This window comes from Streptomyces sp. ISL-36, assembly GCF_018614205.1.
Lineage (GTDB): Bacteria > Actinomycetota > Actinomycetes > Streptomycetales > Streptomycetaceae > Streptomyces.
In genome coordinates this window covers 1-18,161 of sequence record NZ_JAGGOS010000056.1, presented here as the reverse complement: position 1 = coordinate 18,161, position 18,161 = coordinate 1, and the positions used below count along the sequence as shown (strand labels likewise).

At 71.6% G+C, this 18,161-nt stretch carries 18 protein-coding genes and 2 pseudogenes; 5 read left to right on the top strand and 15 right to left on the bottom strand.

What is annotated here, in order from left to right; translation table 11 throughout:
* Window positions 1-73: 73 nt before the first annotated feature.
* The 6 genes and pseudogenes from J7E93_RS15365 to J7E93_RS15340 form a co-directional block, all read right to left on the bottom strand.
* Complete coding sequence (locus J7E93_RS15365) at window positions 74-1,498, bottom strand: DUF1996 domain-containing protein (protein ID WP_215069637.1); 1,425 nt, start codon at window positions 1,496-1,498, stop codon at window positions 74-76.
* A 45-nt stretch (window positions 1,499-1,543) separates the two neighbouring features.
* Window positions 1,544-2,539: an NAD-dependent epimerase/dehydratase family protein gene (locus J7E93_RS15360; RefSeq protein ID WP_215069635.1), complete on the bottom strand. Its 996-nt coding sequence runs from the start codon at window positions 2,537-2,539 to the stop codon at window positions 1,544-1,546.
* A 97-nt stretch (window positions 2,540-2,636) separates the two neighbouring features.
* Entirely contained in the window at window positions 2,637-3,161 is a 525-nt protein-coding gene (locus tag J7E93_RS15355) for a winged helix-turn-helix domain-containing protein (RefSeq protein WP_215069633.1), read from the bottom strand.
* A gap of 321 nt (window positions 3,162-3,482) precedes the next feature.
* Window positions 3,483-4,514, bottom strand: coding sequence for a glutamine synthetase (gene glnII / locus J7E93_RS15350; protein ID WP_215069631.1), 1,032 nt, complete (start codon window positions 4,512-4,514; stop codon window positions 3,483-3,485).
* 200 nt (window positions 4,515-4,714) lie between these two features.
* Window positions 4,715-5,866: a hypothetical protein gene (locus J7E93_RS15345; protein WP_215069628.1), complete on the bottom strand. Its 1,152-nt coding sequence runs from the start codon at window positions 5,864-5,866 to the stop codon at window positions 4,715-4,717.
* Window positions 5,863-7,285, bottom strand: a pseudogene (locus tag J7E93_RS15340) (hypothetical protein). The gene J7E93_RS15345 and the pseudogene J7E93_RS15340 overlap by 4 nt, the downstream one beginning before the upstream one ends.
* Window positions 7,286-7,532: 247 nt before the next feature.
* On the opposite strand from J7E93_RS15340, the gene J7E93_RS15335 reads away from it, so the two are divergent.
* Window positions 7,533-8,435 (top strand): Gfo/Idh/MocA family protein, encoded by a 903-nt coding sequence (locus J7E93_RS15335; RefSeq protein WP_215069626.1) that lies wholly within the window; start codon window positions 7,533-7,535, stop codon window positions 8,433-8,435.
* A gap of 59 nt (window positions 8,436-8,494) precedes the next feature.
* Here the strand turns inward: J7E93_RS15335 and J7E93_RS15330 are convergent, their stop codons facing one another.
* The 3 genes from J7E93_RS15330 to J7E93_RS15320 all read right to left on the bottom strand — a co-directional run bounded on the left by J7E93_RS15330 (window position 8,495) and on the right by J7E93_RS15320 (window position 10,055).
* The gene (locus J7E93_RS15330; protein ID WP_215069624.1) at window positions 8,495-9,136 is read right to left on the bottom strand and encodes a septal ring lytic transglycosylase RlpA family protein; all 642 of its coding nucleotides are present in this window, start codon (window positions 9,134-9,136) and stop codon (window positions 8,495-8,497) included.
* A gap of 65 nt (window positions 9,137-9,201) precedes the next feature.
* The gene (locus tag J7E93_RS15325) at window positions 9,202-9,501 is read right to left on the bottom strand and encodes a hypothetical protein (protein ID WP_215069622.1); all 300 of its coding nucleotides are present in this window, start codon (window positions 9,499-9,501) and stop codon (window positions 9,202-9,204) included.
* Window positions 9,498-10,055, bottom strand: a complete 558-nt coding sequence (locus J7E93_RS15320; protein WP_215069620.1) for a MarR family transcriptional regulator — start codon at window positions 10,053-10,055, stop codon at window positions 9,498-9,500. The genes J7E93_RS15325 and J7E93_RS15320 overlap by 4 nt, the downstream gene beginning before the upstream one ends.
* Window positions 10,056-10,119: 64 nt before the next feature.
* On the opposite strand from J7E93_RS15320, the gene J7E93_RS15315 reads away from it, so the two are divergent.
* Entirely contained in the window at window positions 10,120-10,977 is an 858-nt protein-coding gene (locus J7E93_RS15315; RefSeq protein ID WP_215069618.1) for an alpha/beta fold hydrolase, read from the top strand.
* On the opposite strand, the gene J7E93_RS15310 is transcribed toward J7E93_RS15315, so the two are convergent.
* Complete coding sequence (locus J7E93_RS15310; protein WP_215069616.1) at window positions 10,969-11,328, bottom strand: arsenate reductase family protein; 360 nt, start codon at window positions 11,326-11,328, stop codon at window positions 10,969-10,971. The two genes, J7E93_RS15315 and J7E93_RS15310, sit on opposite strands and share 9 nt — an antisense overlap.
* Before the next feature lie 148 nt (window positions 11,329-11,476).
* On the opposite strand from J7E93_RS15310, the gene J7E93_RS15305 reads away from it, so the two are divergent.
* Window positions 11,477-11,752: a hypothetical protein gene (locus J7E93_RS15305; protein WP_215069614.1), complete on the top strand. Its 276-nt coding sequence runs from the start codon at window positions 11,477-11,479 to the stop codon at window positions 11,750-11,752.
* A 124-nt stretch (window positions 11,753-11,876) separates the two neighbouring features.
* Here the strand turns inward: J7E93_RS15305 and glnA are convergent, their stop codons facing one another.
* Window positions 11,877-13,286 (bottom strand): type I glutamate--ammonia ligase, encoded by a 1,410-nt coding sequence (glnA, locus tag J7E93_RS15300; RefSeq protein ID WP_158986691.1) that lies wholly within the window; start codon window positions 13,284-13,286, stop codon window positions 11,877-11,879.
* Window positions 13,287-13,507: 221 nt separating this feature from the next.
* Here glnA and J7E93_RS15295 point away from each other — a divergent pair, with 221 nt between their 5' ends.
* Window positions 13,508-13,975: an RDD family protein gene (locus J7E93_RS15295; RefSeq protein ID WP_215069612.1), complete on the top strand. Its 468-nt coding sequence runs from the start codon at window positions 13,508-13,510 to the stop codon at window positions 13,973-13,975.
* 72 nt (window positions 13,976-14,047) lie between these two features.
* Here J7E93_RS15295 and J7E93_RS15290 read toward each other — a convergent pair whose 3' ends face one another.
* From J7E93_RS15290 to lipB, 4 genes are all read right to left on the bottom strand, one after another.
* Window positions 14,048-14,752, bottom strand: a complete 705-nt coding sequence (locus J7E93_RS15290) for a DUF4191 domain-containing protein (RefSeq protein ID WP_215069610.1) — start codon at window positions 14,750-14,752, stop codon at window positions 14,048-14,050.
* Between the two features lie 10 nt (window positions 14,753-14,762).
* Entirely contained in the window at window positions 14,763-14,975 is a 213-nt protein-coding gene (locus J7E93_RS15285) for a hypothetical protein (protein WP_215069608.1), read from the bottom strand.
* A gap of 442 nt (window positions 14,976-15,417) precedes the next feature.
* A complete protein-coding gene (gene lipA, locus J7E93_RS15280) occupies window positions 15,418-16,371 on the bottom strand; it encodes a lipoyl synthase (protein ID WP_215069606.1) in 954 nt (317 codons plus the stop codon).
* A 138-nt stretch (window positions 16,372-16,509) separates the two neighbouring features.
* Window positions 16,510-17,319, bottom strand: coding sequence for a lipoyl(octanoyl) transferase LipB (gene lipB, locus J7E93_RS15275; protein ID WP_215069604.1), 810 nt, complete (start codon window positions 17,317-17,319; stop codon window positions 16,510-16,512).
* A 290-nt stretch (window positions 17,320-17,609) separates the two neighbouring features.
* On the opposite strand from lipB, the pseudogene J7E93_RS15270 reads away from it, so the two are divergent.
* Window positions 17,610-18,161, top strand: a pseudogene (locus J7E93_RS15270) (regulator); the annotation flags it as partial.

Genomic DNA, 18,161 nt, shown 5'->3' with positions numbered 1-18,161 from the left:
GCCGGAGCCGGAGCCGGTGCCGGTGCCGGTGCCGGTAGGGGGGCCGGGGCCGGGAGGGGGGCCGGCTCCGGTGCTAGGTGCAGCGGCGCCCCTCGTTGATACAGCTCACCAGGCGCTTCATCAGCCGCTTGTCGAAGACGTTGATGAAGTCGCCGTGGTCGGTGACCGGCTTGTGCAGCTGCTCGGGGAAGGAGTCGACGGCGAACCCCGGGCCGGAAGGCACGTCGTAGACGATCCGCTGCACGAGCTGCGGGATGGCACGGAAGCCGTTGCCGCAGCGGCCGCTGGCCGGATCCGCGAAGGCCACGTGGGTGCGGTGGTTGGCGCTGTCGATGTTCCGCCCGTCCCAGCAGCTCTGGAACCGGAAGGTCCGCACCACCTTGCTGCCCTCCGGGCAGATCGGGTACTTGTCCTTCAGCTGACGGTCCTCGAAGCCGGTGCAGGACCAGGAGGCGTTGGCGTTGGCGTCGCCGTTGGTGAACGCCTTGGCGTCGCCGGTGATGATCCGCAGGAAGCGCGGCATCGCGGTGACCTTGGAGACCGGACTGCCGACGAAGTCCAGCGTGACCTCGGCCGGTGTCTGGATCTCGCCCACGTTCTGGTCGTTCCCGCCGCCGTCGGCCTTCGCGTCGTTCTCGGCCTGCCCGTTCTGGAGACGCAGGACGGGCCAGTAGTACGTGGAACGGTCGCCCTGGTTGCGGCAGGTGGTCCGGCCCCGGGCGAGGTCGTCGTCGCCGGCGAAGGCGTCGTTGGCCTGGTTGCCGACGTAGTCGTGCATGTGGTGGGCGCCGTTGCGCACGCCCGGCGCGACGATGACGTTGTCCGGGTTGAACAGGCCGTTCTCGTTCCGTCCGCAGTCGGTGGAGAAGGTGCCGCGGGAGGCGCCCGAGCGCTGCCGGGGCGTCTTCACGTTGGGCTGTACGGAACGGATGTCGACGAAGTCGGAGTCCTCGGGCCCGTTGCCCGCGCCCTCGCCGGCCTGCTGCCCGCCCTCCTCACCCTCCTCGCCCTCGCCGGGCTCGCCGTCCTCCCGGCCGCCCTCGTCGGGGGCGTCGTCGTCCGCGCGCAGGGTGCAGGGCGCCAGGCTCTCCAAGGGCGGCCGGTCGGTGAGCAGACCGATCCGCCGGAGGATGTCGAGCCGTTCGTTCCGCAGCGGGGTCAGGATCTGCTGCTCGGCGAAGGCGGGATCATCCGCGATGCGGTCCCTGTTCTCGGCGAACCGCTGGTAGGCGACGGTGATCTGGCTGTCCAGGGTGGCCAGTTCGCGGTCCACCGCCCCGCGGGCGCGGTCCGGGACCTCGGCCAGTTCCTCGGCGACATCGGGACAGTCGATGGTGGAGTAGGAGATCCGGTCGGCGGACTCCGGGGTGCGGCCCCAGCCCTCGCCGGCCGAGGCGTAGACATTGGCGGCGATGAGTCCGCCCCCGCCCAGAACGAGCGCGACGGAGGCGGCCACCACGCGCTTCGCGCGCGTCGAACGTTTTCGTGTGCGTCCCATGGGGCTCTATACGGAAGGGACGCGTGAGGCGTTCAGCCGAGGGCGTCAGTCCGAGGACAGAAGCGCCGCCTCCCGCTCAGGGGCGAGGCCCAGCGGCGGCCGGTCGGGGCGCTGGGGCGCGGCCCCGCCGATCGATTCCAGCCAGGCCCAGGTGTCCGCGACGGTCTCCGCCGCCGGCCGGCAGCGCAGGCCCGCCCCGAGCGCCTTGGAGACGTCCGCGGTGTGCATGGCGTCGTACAGCTCGCCCGGCGGGATCCAGACCGGCAGATCGGACCAGGGCTCGACACCGGCCGCGAGGATCGTCTCCGGCGCCGTCCAGCGCAGTTCGGCGTCCGAACCGGTCACCCGCACACAGGCGTCGAGGAGTTCGCCCGTGGTCGTGTGTCCCGGCGGCGACACCAGGTTGTACGGGCCGCGGAGCCCGGCCTCGGTCGCGTCGAGCGTCCACTCGGCCAGGTCGCGGACGTCGATGTACTGCAGCGGCAGCGTCCGCGGGCCGGGCGCGAGGACCGGGCCGCCCCGGGCGATCCGCCCCAGCCACCAGGGCAGACGGCCCACGTTCTCGTACGGGCCGATGATCAGGCCCGCGCGGACGAACAGCGTCCGGTCCGATCCGAACGCGTCGAGGGCGGCCAGCTCGCCGCCCCGCTTGGCCTCGGCGTACGGCACCTCATCGGCGTCCGGGTCGCCCTCGACCAGCGGACCGTCCTCGTCGAGGCCGGCCGCCGGCGGCCAGGCGTACACCGAACGGCTCGACACATAGACGTACCGGCCCACCCGGTCCGCGAGCAGCCGCGCCGCGTCCCGCACCGCCGAGGGCGCCGCCGACCACGTGTCGACGACGGCGTCCCACGCTCCGCCGGCGAGGGCGGCGAGCCCCTCCGGCGCCCCGGCCGCACGGTCGCCGATCAGTGTGCGCGTACCGGCCGGAGGCTCGTGACGCCCCCGGTGGAAGACCGTCACCTCCCAGCCGCGGGCGACCGCCGCCTCGGCCACGGCGCGTCCCACGAACTCCGTACCACCCAAGATCAGAAGTCTCATACCACGACTCTGCACCGGGGGACGGCCGATCGCACAGCTGTTCCGCTGCGGGAGGAACTAGGAACGAGGAACTAGGAACGAGGAACGAGGAACCTGATCAGGGGGTGTACTTGTAGCCGACCCGCCGCACGGTCTGGATCGTGTGACGGTGCTCGGCGCCCAGCTTGCGGCGCAGCCGGGCCACGTGGACGTCCACCGTCCGGCCGTCGCCGACATGCCCGTACCCCCACACCGTGGTGACCAACTGGTCCCGGGTGTGCACCCGGTGGGGATGGGCGACGAGATGCGCGAGCAGCTCGAACTCGAGGTACGTCAGGTCCATCGCCCGCCCGTCCACCACCGCGATCCGCTGCGCGCTGTCGATGGTCACCGGCCCCGCCGGCTCGGCCGCGGCCGGCTCCGGCGCCTGCGGGTCGGCCGGTACGAGCACGAGGTACCCGACCATCGGCGGCCGCCCCGGCAGCACCGGCAGCGCGTGCGGGGGCGCGGGCAGCAGGGTGGCGCCGGGCGGAAGGAAGTCCGCGACGCGGGAGAGGTCGACGACCTCGTCCGGGTCGACGGCACGGAGTCGGTGACGGCCGGGACGGACGGCCGTGAGGGATGCGGTCTGGGTGTGGGCCATGAGAGGTCAGCTCTTTCGCGCGGAGAAACGGACGGAGAGGTCTCGTACGTCGTGCGCGTCGGCCGAAGGCCAGGGGGCTTTAGAGGGCCGACGCGTTCCTCGCGCGGCAACACACCCGGTCGAAGTCGTGGTGCTGACGGGACGGCCAGAACGGCTCGAGGTCATGACGACCCGTCGAGACGTCGTTCTGCGTGATGGCCATATCCCTATTCAACCAGAAGGGAATGCTCCCCGACGACCCCCTTCCCGGCCGAAATCCCCGCCCCGGAAGGCGAAAGGCACCCGCCTGCCGGCGGGTGCCCTTCGTCGTGCGGGTGCGGATCAGACCTGGCCGGCCTTCTCCAGGGCCTCGCAGCAGGTGTCGACCAGCAGACGCGTCACCACGTACGGGTCCACGTTCGCGTTCGGGCGACGGTCCTCGATGTAGCCCTTCTGGTCCTGCTCGACCTGCCACGGGATACGGACCGAGGCGCCGCGGTCCGAGACGCCGTAGGAGTACTCGTCCCACGGGGCGGTCTCGTGCAGACCGGTCAGGCGGTCGTCGATGCCGGCGCCGTAGCTCTTCACGTGGTCGAGCGGCTTCGAGCCCTCGCCCAGGGACTCGCACGCGGTGATGATCGCGTCGTAGCCCTCGCGCATCGCCTTCGTGGAGAAGTTGGTGTGCGCGCCCGCGCCGTTCCAGTCGCCCTTCACCGGCTTCGGGTCCAGCGTCGCCGAGACCTTGAAGTCCTCGGCCGTGCGGTAGAGCAGCCAGCGGGCGACCCACAGCTGGTCCGCGACCTCCAGCGGCGCCAGCGGGCCGACCTGGAACTCCCACTGACCCGGCATGACCTCGGCGTTGATGCCGGAGATGCCCAGGCCCGCCGTGAGGCAGTTCTCCAGGTGCGCCTCGACGACGTCACGGCCGAAGATCTCGTCGGCGCCGACACCGCAGTAGTAGCCGCCCTGCGGGGCCGGGAAGCCGCCGACCGGGAAGCCGAGCGGACGCTCGCCGTCGAAGAAGGTGTACTCCTGCTCGATGCCGAAGATCGGCTCCTGCGCGGCGTACTTCGCGTAGACCTCGGCCAGCGCGGCGCGGGTGTTCGACTCGTGCGGCGTCATGTCCGTGTTCAGGACCTCGCACATCACCAGGATGTCGTCGCCGCCGCGGATCGGGTCGGGGCAGACGAAGACCGGCTTGAGGACGCGGTCCGAGGCGTGTCCCTTGGCCTGGTTCGTGCTGGATCCGTCGAAGCCCCAGATGGGAAGCTCCTCCAGGGAGGCGCCCGTGCCCGGCAGAATCTTCGTCTTCGAACGAAGCTTCGCGGTCGGCTCGGTGCCGTCGATCCAGATGTACTCAGCCTTGAAGGTCACGGGCCTCATCCTTTGGGCGTGCTGCTGCGGGTCCGCGCGGCGGCTCGCGACGCTGCGAGAGCTGCGGTGTCGTGCTCTGTGTCTCCGGGCAGCTTCGCAACACGGGATTTCCCGCCCGTTGCCCATTTGTGAACCCCGTGTTACCTGGCTCCTCGGGGGACCGCGCGCCGCAGGTGAACAGCCGGCCCGGGCGGGAGAGGTCATTTCTCCCGCCTCTCGCGCGACCGCTGCGCGATCACGTGTGCGTTCAGCAGCGACCCGAACCCCGCCGCCTCGACACGCCGCACGACCTCGGTGTACGTCGTCCCGAGCGCCTCCGCCGTCCGCCCCAGGTGCCAGTCGCAGTCGGCGAGCCGACGCAGCAGATGCCCCCGCCTGATCTGGTTCTCGGAGAGCCGGAAGGTCTTCAGATAGAGAGTCCGCCCCTTGTGGTCGGTGATCAGCTCGCCGATGTGCTGCTCCTGGCCCGTTCGCACGAACGGCGGAAGGAAGCGGTACAGGTCGAATCCGTCCATCCGGTACACCCGCTCGAAGGCGTACGGCGTCTCCAGCAGGTCCCGCGCCATCAGGCTTCCGTGCGCCTGCGCCCAGGAGCGCTCCTCGGCCTTCGCGGCCGCGCGCAGGTCGGCCAGGGTACGCACCTGGCCCGTGTCCCGGATGCGGGCCGCGAACTGAGGCACCGGGGCGCCGTAGAACGCGTACTGGTGCACCAGCTCCCCGTACAGGTCCTCGATCAGGGTGGGGTGCAGAAGGCGGTAGTCCTCCGGGTGCGGCACGACGAAGGCGGCGGCCAGGGCGTCGGCGACGTACAGCATCAGCCCGCACTGACCCGGGTGGATCTCGAAGATCCGCAGGGCCTCCCCGAGCCCCGGCACCGACCACCCCGCGTACGCCGCCTCGGCGCGCGGCGACAGGCCACGGCGTACCGCCTGCTGGGACCACTCCTCCCAGACGACGGACGGCCCGCCGAAGTGGAGGGCCAGATAGCCCTCCAGGGCGAGATGGAGAGGGAGGAAGCGGAGCCGCTTCTCCGCCCGGCCGTTCCCGCGCCGGCGCTTGGCGAGGCGGTGGTGGTGGCCGCGGACGGGCACCGTGGGCGGCGCGTCCCCGATCCGGGTGCCGTACGCCGCGGCCTCGGCGCCGTCCCCCGACCAGTCGGCGACGAAGCCGTGCGGAATATACGAGGTGTACACCGTGCGGTCGCCGACGTCGACGGAGCCGCCGGCCCCGTACACCTCGCGGTGCAGCCGCAGGCCCTCGACCGGCTCCGCCCGTACGAGCGGCACCAGCCGGACCCCGCCCCACACCTGGGACGGCCGGACCTCCAGACCGGTCAGATCGATCCGCGTCACCGCGCACCTCCCAGAAAGAGCTCGACGCGCCGCTCCAGGTACGCCCGCAGTTCCGCGAGACCCGTCCGGCCCTCGGCGAACTGCGCGATCTCCACCAGCGCCGCCAGGTCCTCCGCGTCCCTGATACCGGCCGTCGGCACGGCCGGCGCGAGCCGTCGCACATCGAAACGGTCGGCGTCGTATACGGGGTTCACATGCACCACGCTCGTCCGCCGCGCCGGATCCAGCCGGGTCCGCCAGACCCTCAGGACCTCGCCGGCCAGCCCCGGGGGCGCGTTGTCCCAGCCGTCCGAGACGATCACCAGACGGTCGGGTGCCCCCTCCAGGGCGTCGAGGATCCGCGTACCGAGCGGGGTCGGCCCCCACGGCCGTACGAGCAGCGGATCGGCGCCGCCCGAGGTCCAGTGCGCCGTGTACGCGCCCGGCGCCGCGAGGGCCTCCAGCAGAAAGTGGCAGCCGAGGGCGACGGCCAGCGGGCGGCGCCGCTTCACGGCCGAGCCGGAGGAGGAGTAACTGTCGTCGAGGACCGCGGCCACCCGGCCCCACGTCCCGGCGTACGGCCCCGCCACCCGGGCGGCGGCCGCCCGCAGCGCGGCCGTCAGCTCGGCGCGGCGCGCCACCCGCTCCCCGAAGGGGAGGGAGAGGACCAGGAGCGCGAGCCGGGTCAGGGGCATGGCCGTCAGATCGGTCGCGGGGCCCGTCCGCTGTGTCCGGAGGCGTTCCAGGCGCGTCATCCGGGGTGCGATCCGCTCCAGGAAGACCGCCCGCGGAACGCCGTGCCGGGCGGCGAAACCCTCGGCCACGGTGAACGGCAGCTCGTACAGCGCCGCCTGCTCGTAGTGGGCCCGCCGGTACGCGTCCAGGGCGGCGTGCTCGTAGCGGACCCGGCGGCCGGGCGCGAACAGGAAGTCCCCCGCCTCCGCGTCGTCGAAGCGCTGGTGGACATGGCGGGCGGCGGTCTTCAGACCGGACCGGTACTTCACGGCGTCGTGCGAGACCGCCGCGCGCCGCGCGGCCGGCCAGCCAGTCGCGCACGATCGCACGCGTGCGGCGGTTGTTGACCCCGGCCGCCCGCAGGGCGCGGAACAGCCGGTAGACCCGCTGCGGCGGCAGCAGAGCGAGCCGGGCGGCGATCAGCCGCCCCTCGGCCCGCTTCCCGGCCGGACCGTCGGCCTCGTCGGCGGTGCGCAGCAGCTGTTCGACGATCGTCACGGCGTTGTGGTCGTTGATGTCCAGCGCGAGCGCGGCGGCGTACACCGGACGGTAGTTGACCCGGACGTACTCGTGGAGGAAGGCGAGGGACAGCCGCTGCTCACCGCCCGAGGAGCGGAACTCGCGCTGGCCGGTGGCGGTGACCGCGGCGTTCACGAAGAGCAGGACGTCCTCGGCGGCGATGAGTTCGCAGAGCGTCTCCGTCATGGGATCCCCTCGCAGTGGCGTGGCTGCCGGCCGGGGAATGGGGGCGCGAACAGCGAAAACGTTGCTTCAAAGGCAGGTCCCGGAAGTCGCACCGGAGTCCCGCGGCCGGCGGAGGAAACGTAACACCGGGGCGGGGGCGAGCCGTACGGATTTACGGCGGGGGAGGGCCATGCCTCCGTGCTGGGTGCCGGGCCCGCCGGGCGGGGCCCATGGGTGCGGTGTCGGTGGGGACCGGCAGACTGGGGGCATGACGAAGCTCCTCGGCGCGAAGCCCCGTATCGGACTCCTCGGCACCGGCCCCTGGGCCGCGCGTACGCACGCGCCCGCGCTCGCCGCGCACCCGGGCGTCGAGTTCGTCGGAGTGTGGGGCAGACGGCCCGAGGCGGCGGCCGAGCTGGCCGCCGACTGCGGCACGCGCGCGTACGACGACGTCGACGCGCTCTTCGCGGCGAGCGACGCCGTGGCCTTCGCTCTGCCGCCGGACGTGCAGGCGCCGCTCGCCGTCCGTGCGGCTGCCGCCGGTTGCCATGTGCTCCTCGACAAGCCCGTGGCCACGACGGTGGCGGCGGCCCGTGAGGTGGCCGAGGCGGTCGAGAAGGCCGGGGTCGCGTCGATCGTCTTCTGCACGCTCCGGTTCGCGGAGCCGACGGCACGGTGGATCGACGAACAGGCGGCGGCGGGCGGCTGGTTCCTCGGCGAGGCGCACTGGCTGGGCTCGCTGTTCGCGCCCGGCTCGACGAGCGCCTACGCGGCCTCGCCGTGGCGGCGGGAGAAGGGCGGCCTGTGGGACGTGGGTCCGCATGTGCTCTCCGTCTACCTGCCCGTTCTCGGTGATGTCACCGGCATCACGGCGGTACGGGGTCCGGGGGACACGTACCACCTGGTCCTGCGGCACACCTCGGGCGCGAGCAGCACGGCCACGCTGACCCTGAGCGCGCCGCCGGAGGCGGCGGAGGCCGCGCTCACGCTGCACGGAGAGCGGGGGCGGGAGGTGATGCCGGGGTGGGACGGCGCACTCGGGGCGTTCGGCGGGGCGGTGGACGCGCTGGTCGAGTCGGCCCGGACGGGGGTGCCGCACGGGTGCGACGCCCGGTTCGGGGCGCGGATCACGGAGATCCTCACGGAGGCGGAGGCGGAGGCGGGCGCGTAGGCGGGGGCGTGGACGGGGCCGTGGACCCGGCCCGAGCCCCCGCCTCGGCCCTGGGGGGATCAGCCCACGCGCTCGATCCTGGCCTTCCGGATCAGGAACTTCCCCGGCTCGCGGACCTGTTCGAAGGCCGCGTCGTTGAGCAGCACACAGCTGCCGGAGGCGGAAGTGACCTCGACCGTCGTCGACTTGGCGTTGTCCAGGTTGGTCACCTTGAGCCGGGTGCCGAGCGGGAACCGGTCGCTGGACGCGGCCGGGGCACCCGCCTCGCCGGAGAGGGTGACGGTCGAGCCGGCGCACACGACGTCACCGGACCCTCCGGCCGCGGGTGCCGATGCGGGCGCCGACGTGGGCGCCGATGCCGGCGCCGACACGGCCGGCGCACCCAGCTCCGTATCGGCGTCCCCGCCACCGCCACTTCCACCGCCACTGCCGCCGCCACACCCCGCAGCCGCCTGCTGGCGCCCGATCTCGGCGATCACCGCCTCGCGGTTGGCGATCCGCGCCTGCGACAGGGCATCGGGGTCGGCGCGCTGGTCCGCGATGAACCGTTCGTTGTTCGCGAGCGCGGTGGCCAGGCCGTCGCAGGCCACGGAGGCCTGGCTCGTACCGGTGAGCACCACCGCCGTTCCGGCGGCGAGGACGAGGGAACCTGCCACCAGCGCGATCTTCTTCTTCCGGCCGAGCGTTCTCCTGCGTGACACGTGAGGCTCCGTTCGTCTCCTGTCGGTTCCTGTGCCGTCAGATACGAGGAGCGCGCCGGTTCCGCTCAACGCAGGGCGGAACCGAGCGCGTTGCACAGCGCGTCGAGCGCCCCGCCGTACAGCCGCTCGGGCGGCGTCGCATACCCAACGACCAGCCCGTCCCGCCCGTCCCGCCCGTTCTCCGGTGCGCCGCCGACCGCGTCCGGATGCCGGTACCCGCTCAGCCCCTCCACCGCGACCCCGTGCCGCTCCGCCGCCGTGAGCGCCGCGCCCTCCGTCCCCGGCGGGAGCTCCACCACGGCGTGCAGCCCGGCGGCGATCCCCGTCACCCGCATCTCCGGCACCCGCTCCGCGAGGGCCGTCACCAGCCGGTCACGGCGTTCACGATGGCGCCGGCGCATCCGCCGCACATGCCGGTCGTACGCGCCCGAGGCGAGGAAGTCGGCGAGGGTGAGCTGCTCGGTGGCGGAGGAGTACGGCTCGCGGCCATGATCTCCCGTACTCCCGTCAGGAACCGCCGCACGGCGTCCACCTCCCCCTCGTCGAACTCCCGCAGCAGCGCCACCGTTCTGTCGATCAGCGGCCCGAAGGAGGCACCGCCCAGCTCCTTGGCCCGGTCCTCGACCCGCAGCAGCACACGGCGCCGGTCGCGGTCGTCGCGGATCCGGGCGACATGGCCGAGGCGTTCGAGCCGGTCGATGACGGCGGTCGTCCCGGCCGAGTTGAGGCCGAGCTGCGCACCGAGCCACCCCGCGGTGGCGTCCACGCCGGCGCGTTCGGCGTCGAGGAGGCAGATCAGGGCCCGTACGTCGGTGGCGTGCATACCGTTGCGGACGGCGAACTCCCCCTGCCGCAAGCCGTATTCGACGGTGACCGCGCGCAGCAGATGAAAGATCGCTCTCTCCGGTGACTCTGTCACGACGCCTCCCCTCCTCCTATTATCTCGTTCAGCGAGATTATCGCCCAGCGAGAGGTGTTGCCCGATGTTCGTGTCCGAGACGTTCCTCGCCGCGCACGACGCGGTCCTCGCCAAATGGCCCGAGCCCACCACGAGTTCGGAGATCGTGACGGCCCACGGCACGACCCGTCTGCTCAGCCACGGCCCCGAGGGCGGCTCACCGGTGCTTCTCCTGCCAGGTGGTGGAGCCACCGCCACCGGCTGGTACGCCACCGCCGTCGCACTCGGCAATACCCACCGCGTCCACGCGGTCGACCTGATCGGCGAGCCGGGCCGCAGCGTCCCGGACGGCGCACACCCCCTCCGTACGGCCGAGGACCTGAGAGCCTGGCTCGACGCCCTCCTGGACGCCCTGGGCCTCCCGGCCGCCGCACTCGTCGGCCACTCGTACGGGGCCTGGATCGCCCTCCAGTACGCGCTGAAGGCGCCGGACAGGGTCGACCGGCTCGTCCTCCTCGACCCCACGAACTGCTTCGCCGGCTTCAGCCCGCGTTACCTGCTGCGCGCCCTGCCGATGCTGCTGCGCCCCACCCCCGCCCGGAACGCCTCGTTCCTGGAGTGGGAGACGGCCGGCGCGCCGCTCGACCCGGAGTGGAAGAACCTGAACGCCCTCGCCGCCGACTTCCCCACCCTCCGCCCGGTCGCGGGTCCCCGCCCCTCACCCGCGGAGCTGAGCACCCTGAAGCCGCCGACGCTCCTCCTCCTCGCCGAGCGCAGCCGGGCCCACGACATCGCCCGGGTGGCCTCCCGGGCGCGGGCCGCCGTCCCCGGCGTGGAGACGGCGACGCTGCCCGGGGCCACCCACCACACCCTGCCGGTGGCGTCCCCGCCGGAGACGTACGACCGCATCGCGCGCTTCCTGGCGCCCCGCGGTTCAGCGTGACAGGGCGTCCCGTACCGCGTCCTCGGTCCGCGCGACCACGGCCGTCCCGTCGTCCGCGGTGATGATCGGCCGCTGGATCAGCTTGGGGTGGGCGGCGAGCGCCTCCACCCACCGGTCCCTGTTCGCCTCGTCCCGGGGCCAGTCCTTCAGCCCCAGCTCCTTGGCGACGGCCTCCTGGGTCCGTGTGATGTCCCAGGGCTCCAGCCCGAGCCGCTCCAGGACGGCCCGGATCTCGTCCGGGCTCGGCACGTCCTCCAGATAGCGGCGCACGGTGTACTCGGCGCCCTCCTCGTCGAGCAGCCCGACGGCGCTGCGGCACTTGGAACAGGCGGGATTGATCCAGATCTCCATACCTCACACGGTACCCCCCGGATGCTCCGCCACCACCCCTCAAACCCCGTCTGGCCAGGGCCGATTGTCAGTGGGGGCGCCTAAAATGGGGGGTGAAGGTGAGGGTCCCGGGGAGGGCCCGCACCCACCGTTCGCCAGGAGGTCGCCCATGGCCGTCGCCATGACCCGGACGCTGTCCCTCGAACCCTGGAAGCCCCTCCAGAAGAAGCCGCTCCCCGCGGGCCGTCCCCGCGAGTGGTACGTGAGCCACAACCGCCGCCTGAAGGCCATGCGCCTCGCGATCGCCCTGCTCGACTCGGGCGTCCACGAGCCGGCGAAGGCGCGCAACGCGACGATACGTACGACGGCCGAGCGCATCGGCATCCACCCGCCCTCCGACACCACCTGCCGCATGGTCCGCGCCCTGATCCGCTACGGCCGCTGACGCACGACGGCGAAGGCCGTCTCCCCGGAGCTCCGGGGAGACGGCCTTCGCCGTCACATCATGCGACCTGCCGAACCACGCCACCTGCCGAGTGCCGAACCTGCCGGCAGGCAGCGACCGCGGCTTAGAGGTCGAAGTACAGCTCGAACTCGTGCGGGTGCGGGCGCAGCTGGATCGGGGCGATCTCGTTCGTGCGCTTGTAGTCGATCCAGGTCTCGATCAGGTCGGAGGTGAAGACACCGCCGGCCTGCAGGTACTCGTTGTCCGCCTCCAGGGCGTCCAGGACCGCCGGGAGCGAGGTCGGGACCTGGGCGACACCCGCGTGCTCCTCGGGCGCCAGCTCGTAGAGGTCCTTGTCGATCGGCTCGGCCGGCTCGATCTTGTTCTTGATGCCGTCGAGGCCCGCGAGGAGCAGCGCCGAGAAGGCGAGGTACGGGTTCGAGGACGGGTCCGGCGCGCGGAACTCGACGCGCTTGGCCTTCGGGTTCGAGCCCGTGATCGGGATACGCATGGCCGCGGAGCGGTTGCGCTGCGAGTAGACCAGGTTGACCGGGGCCTCGAAGCCGGGGACCAGGCGGTGGTACGAGTTCACCGTCGGGTTGGTGAAGGCCAGCAGCGACGGGGCGTGCTTCAGGATGCCGCCGATGTAGTAGCGGGCGGTGTCCGACAGGCCCGCGTAGCCCTGCTCGTCGTAGAACAGCGGGTCGCCGTTCTGCCACAGCGACTGGTGGACGTGCATGCCCGAGCCGTTGTCGCCGAAGATCGGCTTCGGCATGAAGGTCGCGGTCTTGCCGTTGCGCCAGGCGACGTTCTTCACGATGTACTTGAAGAGCATCAGGTCGTCGGCCGCGGCGAGCAGCGTGTTGAACTTGTAGTTGATCTCGGCCTGGCCGGCGGTGCCGACCTCGTGGTGCTGGCGCTCGACCTGCAGGCCGACGTTCTCCAGCTCCAGGGAGATCTCCGCACGCAGGTCGGCGAAGTGGTCCACCGGCGGGGCCGGGAAGTAGCCGCCCTTGTAGCGGACCTTGTAGCCGCGGTTGTCCTCGACCTTGCCGGTGTTCCAGGCGCCGGCCTCGGAGTCGATGTGGTAGAAGCCCTGGTTCGCCGAGGTCTCGAAGCGCACCGAGTCGAAGACGTAGAACTCGGCCTCGGGGCCGAAGAACGCGGTGTCCGCGATGCCGGTGGAGGCCAGGTAGGCCTCGGCCTTCTTCGCGATGTTGCGCGGGTCACGGCTGTACTGCTCGCCCGTGATCGGGTCGTGGATGAAGAAGTTGATGTTCAGCGTCTTGTCACGGCGGAACGGGTCCAGGCGGGCCGTCGACAGGTCCGCGCGCAGCGCCATGTCCGACTCGTGGATGGCCTGGAAACCGCGGATCGACGAGCCGTCGAAGGCGAGCTCCTCGGACGGGTCGAACGCCGTCGCCGGGATCGTGAAGTGCTGCATCACTCCCGGAAGGTCACAGAAACGGACGTCGACCATTTTGACGTCGTTGTCCTTGATGAACTTCTTGGCCTCGTCGGCGTTCTGGAACATCCAACTCCTCCTACTCCCGGCCCGGGGAGGGGCGGGGTTGCAGCTCGGTCGTGCGGCCAGTGCGGTGGCACACGCTGGACCCGACCATAGGCAGACGGGATTTCTCAAGCATGACCCATTTGTTTCGCTCAAGTTAACCGGCGCGGGTGTGACCGGCATCGCGGAGCGCCGACGCCGACCCGGGCCGAAGTGATCAAAATCGGGCGCAGTACCGTGGACGCGTGGACAACAGGCAAGCACTCGGATCATGGCTGTCCGGCCCCCGCGCGGCGGCCGAGGACGCAGGCGTCGACTTCGGTTACCGCGGTCGGCAGCTCGGGCTTCCCGAGGAGGGCCCCGGTTCGATCGCCCGGCCCGGCCGCCGGATCGGCGCCCTCACCGTCGACTGGGCCCTCTGCATGCTGATCGCATACGGCCTGGTCACCCACGGCTACAGCCAGGCGACCGGCAACTGGGCCCTGGTCATCCTGCTCGTCCTGAGCGTGCTGACGGTCGGCACCGTCGGCTCCACCCCCGGCAAGCGGCTCTTCGGCCTCCGCGTCGCCTCGGTGGGCGGCGGCCGGCTCGGCATCGTCCGCGTGGCCGTCCGGAGCCTGCTCGTCTGCCTGGCCGTCCCGGCCCTGATCTGGGACCGCGACGGCCGCGGACTGCACGACCGCCTCACCGGCGCCGTCCAGGTCCGGATCTGACCCACGACAACGAAAGAGGGGGGCCCCGGAACCGAACGGTCCCGGGGCGCCCCTCTTTCGCTCTCGGTGGGCTCAGCGCATCTTTCCGCCGCGCGGCATCCGCATGCCCTTCGGCATCGGGCCCTTCGGCAGCGGCATGTTGCTCATCAGGTCGCCCATCGCGCGCAGCCGGTCGTTGGCCGCCGTCACCTGCGGGCCGGAGAGCACCCGCGGCATCTTCAGCATGGTCGTACGGACCTTCTTCAGCGGCACCTGACCCTCGCCGTTGCCGACGATGATGTCGTGCACCGGTACGTCCACGACGATCCGGGCCATCTTCTTCTTCTCGGCCGCCAGCAGCGTCCTCAGCCGGTTCGGGTTGCCCTCCGCCACCAGCACGATGCCGGCCCGGCCGACCGCGCGGTGCACGACGTCCTGGTTCCGGTTCATCGCCACCGCGGGGGTGGTCGTCCAGCCGCGTCCGACGTTCTGCAGCACCGCCGCCGCCGCGCCCGGCTGTCCCTCCATCTGCCCGAAGGCCGCCCGCTCGGCGCGCCGTCCGAAGATGATCGCCATCGCCAGCAGCGCCAGGATGAAGCCCAGGATGCCGGCGTAGACCGGGTGTCCGATCAGGAAGCCGATCGCGAGGAGGACACCGAGTACGACGATGCCCACGCCCGCGACGACAAGCCCGACCTTCGGATCGGCCTTTCGGGTCATCTTGTACGTGAGGGCGATCTGCTTCAGTCGCCCCTGGTTCGCAGCGTCTCCGCTGCCCGTGTTTGCCTTCCTCGCCATGTCCTGAAGTTTACGTGGCCCGCGAAGCGCGGCCAGCCACGGCCTCCATCACATGCTGGGCCTCGACCCGGTCCTTGGCGCGGCGGCGGTCCTCCAGGACGGAGGTCCAGGCGTTGCGGCGGGCGGTCCGCTGACCGCTGCCGAGCAGCAACGCCTCGACGGCCTTCAGGGCACCGGTGACGGACGGGATGGGGGTGGCGCGGACATGGGTCGGGGCCTGCATCTCTGGGGTCCTCCCTCAAGCATGGATGAGATGAGGTGGGGGGTTGAGCGGGTACGGCGCTCAGGGTGTGGCGGTGTGGCGGTGTGTGAAGCCAGGCTCACAGATTGGTGTTACCAGGGCATGACTCGGTGGTCAAACACTGATGAAGCCTCGACGCATCTGGTCGTGCGGCCCCGGAAACGGCGCCGCGGCCCGCACACCGGCCCCGACCTGGGGAGGTGTGCGGACCGCGGCGTATTCGGCCACTACCCGCCAGTAGTCACTTGTGCGTCGATTCACACGGCGCCGGGAGACCGCACCGCCGCGGGTCCGCCCTCGTTCCTCGGGCGGACCCGCAACCTACGCTCCAGCTCGGCTGCGCTTCCCGCGCCTGTTGGTCGAGCTGCGCCTCGCTGCCGCTGCGGCCGCGTGCCCGCCCTCGTTCCTCGGGCGGACCCGCAACCTACGCTTCAGCTCGGCTGCGCTTCTCCATGGCCTGCTGGTAGAGACGCCCCGCACGGTACGAGGAGCGGACCAGCGGGCCGGACATCACGCCGGAGAAGCCGATCTCGTCGGCCTCCTCCTTCAGCTCCACGAACTCCTGCGGCTTCACCCAGCGCTCCACGGGGTGGTGCCGGACCGACGGACGCAGGTACTGCGTGATCGTGATCAGCTCGCACCCGGCGTCGTGCAGGTGCTGCAGCGCCTCGCTGATCTCCTCGCGGGTCTCGCCCATGCCGAGGATCAGGTTCGACTTCGTGACCAGACCGTAGTCACGGGCCTTGGTGATGACGTCCAGCGAACGCTCGTACCGGAAGCCCGGACGGATCCGCTTGAAGATCCGCGGCACGGTCTCCACGTTGTGCGCGAAGACCTCGGGACGGGAGGCGAAGACCTCCGCCAGGAGCTCCGGCACCGCGTTGAAGTCGGGGGCGAGCAGCTCCACCTTCGTCCGGCCGTCGGCGCGGTCCGCGGTCTGCTCGTGGATCTGGCGCACGGTCTCCGCGTACAGCCAGGCGCCGCCGTCCTCCAGGTCGTCGCGCGCGACGCCGGTGATGGTGGCGTAGTTCAGGTCCATGGTGACGACCGACTCGCCCACCCGGCGCGGCTCGTCACGGTCCAGCGCCTCCGGCTTGCCCGTGTCGATCTGGCAGAAGTCGCAGCGCCGCGTGCACTGGTCACCGCCGATGAGGAAGGTGGCCTCGCGGTCCTCCCAGCATTCGAAGATGTTGGGACAGCCCGCCTCCTGGCAGACCGTGTGCAGACCCTCGCTCTTCACGAGACCCTGCATCTTCGTGTACTCGGGACCCATCTTCGCCCGGGTCTTGATCCACTCGGGCTTGCGCTCGATGGGGGTCTGGGCGTTACGGACCTCCAGGCGCAGCATCTTGCGTCCGTCGGGTGCGACTGCGGACACGACCGGCTCCCTGTAGCTTCGATTCTTCGGCGCACACCAGGGTACGCCCGTTGTTCGTACGGTTTTACGTCTGGCCAACCTATGGCCAGAGCCCGGCATTCCCGGGGCCCTCGGCCCCCAGGTCGTGCCGGACAAGCCTTAGGCGGAGGCCGTCACATCGGCTCGCTCGATCTCGCGCGGCTTCAGCTCCGCGCTCTCCAGGACCGCGCGCAGGTGCTTCTCCACCACGGGCAGGACCTCCTCGATCGTGATGTCCCGGCCCAGCTCGTTCGCGAGCGAGGCCACGCCCGCGTCGCGGATGCCGCACGGGATGATCCGGTCGAACCAGATGTTGTCCGGGTTCACGTTCAGTGCGAAGCCGTGCATCGTCACGCCCTTGGCGACACGGATACCGATCGCCGCCAGCTTCCGGTCCTCGCGGCGCTGGCCGGCGTTGGACGGGGCGTACTCCGGGCCGTTCAGCCGCGGGTCGAACTCCTCGTCGGTCAGGCGCGGGTCGAAGTCGAGCGAGAGACCGCCGAGCGCGGGACGCTCCTCGACCGGGTCGCCGAGCACCCACACACCGCTGCGGCCCTCGATCCGCGTGGTCTCCAGGCCGAACTCGGCCGCCGTGCGGATCAGCGCCTCCTCCAGACGGCGGACATGCGCCACGACGTCGACGGGGCGGGGCAGCTTCATGATCGGATAGCCGACCAGCTGGCCCGGGCCGTGCCAGGTGATCTTGCCACCGCGGTCCACGTCCACGACCGGCGTCCCGTCCAGGGGGCGCTCGCTCTCCGCGGTGCGCCGGCCCGCGGTGTACACGGGCGGGTGCTCCAGGAGCAGACAGGTGTCGGTGATCTCGTCGGCGAACCGGGCCGCGTGCACCTCGCGCTGCTTGTCCCAGGCCACCTGGTACTCGACGGCTTCCGCGCCGAACCCCAGACGGACGAATCGCAGCTCACTCACGGCATGGCCTCCTCCTGGGTGCCGGGGCCGCGTCCCGGGGATCGTCCCGGGATCGGCTCGGCACCATGCGTCATTCGCGCCCATGCCACTGTACGGCGGCGCCGCTGACACCGGTCCGGCAGGTGGGAGCGGGAAGCCCGCGCCACCCCGCACGTCAGCGATGGCCCCAATCCTCACACGATCGGATGAATGTGGGGCGAAGGAGGCGGTATAGGCGGTGGGGGCCGCTAAATTCACGCCGTTCCATGAGGGCTGCCACCGGGCCCGGAAGGCAGGAGACCGCACAGCTGATGACGGAACGACCCCCACAGCGCATCCCGAACCGCCAGCTCGCCGCACTCATCGCCGAGGCCGGGTTCTCCAACGCGGGCCTGGCCAGGAGGGTCGACCAGCTCGGCCTGGAGCACGGACTCGACCTGCGGTACGACAAGACCTCCGTCACCCGCTGGCTGCGCGGTCAGCAGCCGCGGGGCACCACCCCCGCCCTCATCGCCGAGGTCTTCACCCGCCGCCTGGGCCGCCGTCTCTCCGCGCAGGACCTCGGCCTGGACGCCTGCGCGCCCGTCTACGCGGGGCTGGAGTTCGCCGCGACGCCCGAGGAGGCCGTCGACATCGTCAGCGGGCTGTGGCGGAAGGACTCCGGCAGCCATGTCGAGCTCCGCAAGATCGCGTTCACCCCGGCGGGGCTCGTCGTCCCGAGCCGGGACTGGCTGATCGGCCGGGCCGACGAGAGGGTGGCCCGGGGAGAGCCGGCGGCGCCCAACGGCCGCCTCGGCCCCGGTGGTCGGCTCGCGTCCGCCCCCGGCTCCGGGCCGGACACCCGCCCGGGCCCGGAGGGCGGC

What these genes read in the sequence shown, in the direction of transcription:
- J7E93_RS15285 (WP_215069608.1), bottom strand. Translation starts at nt 14,975, where the DNA reads ATGCAGGCCCCGACCCATGTCCGCGCCACCCCCATCCCGTCCGTCACC.
- J7E93_RS15310 (WP_215069616.1), bottom strand. Translation starts at nt 11,328, where the DNA reads ATGGAGATCTGGATCAATCCCGCCTGTTCCAAGTGCCGCAGCGCCGTC.
- glnA (WP_158986691.1), bottom strand. Translation starts at nt 13,286, where the DNA reads ATGTTCCAGAACGCCGACGAGGCCAAGAAGTTCATCAAGGACAACGAC.
- J7E93_RS15315 (WP_215069618.1), top strand. Translation starts at nt 10,120, where the DNA reads ATGTTCGTGTCCGAGACGTTCCTCGCCGCGCACGACGCGGTCCTCGCC.
- J7E93_RS15305 (WP_215069614.1), top strand. Translation starts at nt 11,477, where the DNA reads ATGGCCGTCGCCATGACCCGGACGCTGTCCCTCGAACCCTGGAAGCCC.
- J7E93_RS15335 (WP_215069626.1), top strand. Translation starts at nt 7,533, where the DNA reads ATGACGAAGCTCCTCGGCGCGAAGCCCCGTATCGGACTCCTCGGCACC.
- J7E93_RS15290 (WP_215069610.1), bottom strand. Translation starts at nt 14,752, where the DNA reads ATGGCGAGGAAGGCAAACACGGGCAGCGGAGACGCTGCGAACCAGGGG.
- J7E93_RS15355 (WP_215069633.1), bottom strand. Translation starts at nt 3,161, where the DNA reads ATGGCCCACACCCAGACCGCATCCCTCACGGCCGTCCGTCCCGGCCGT.
- J7E93_RS15360 (WP_215069635.1), bottom strand. Translation starts at nt 2,539, where the DNA reads ATGAGACTTCTGATCTTGGGTGGTACGGAGTTCGTGGGACGCGCCGTG.
- J7E93_RS15365 (WP_215069637.1), bottom strand. Translation starts at nt 1,498, where the DNA reads ATGGGACGCACACGAAAACGTTCGACGCGCGCGAAGCGCGTGGTGGCC.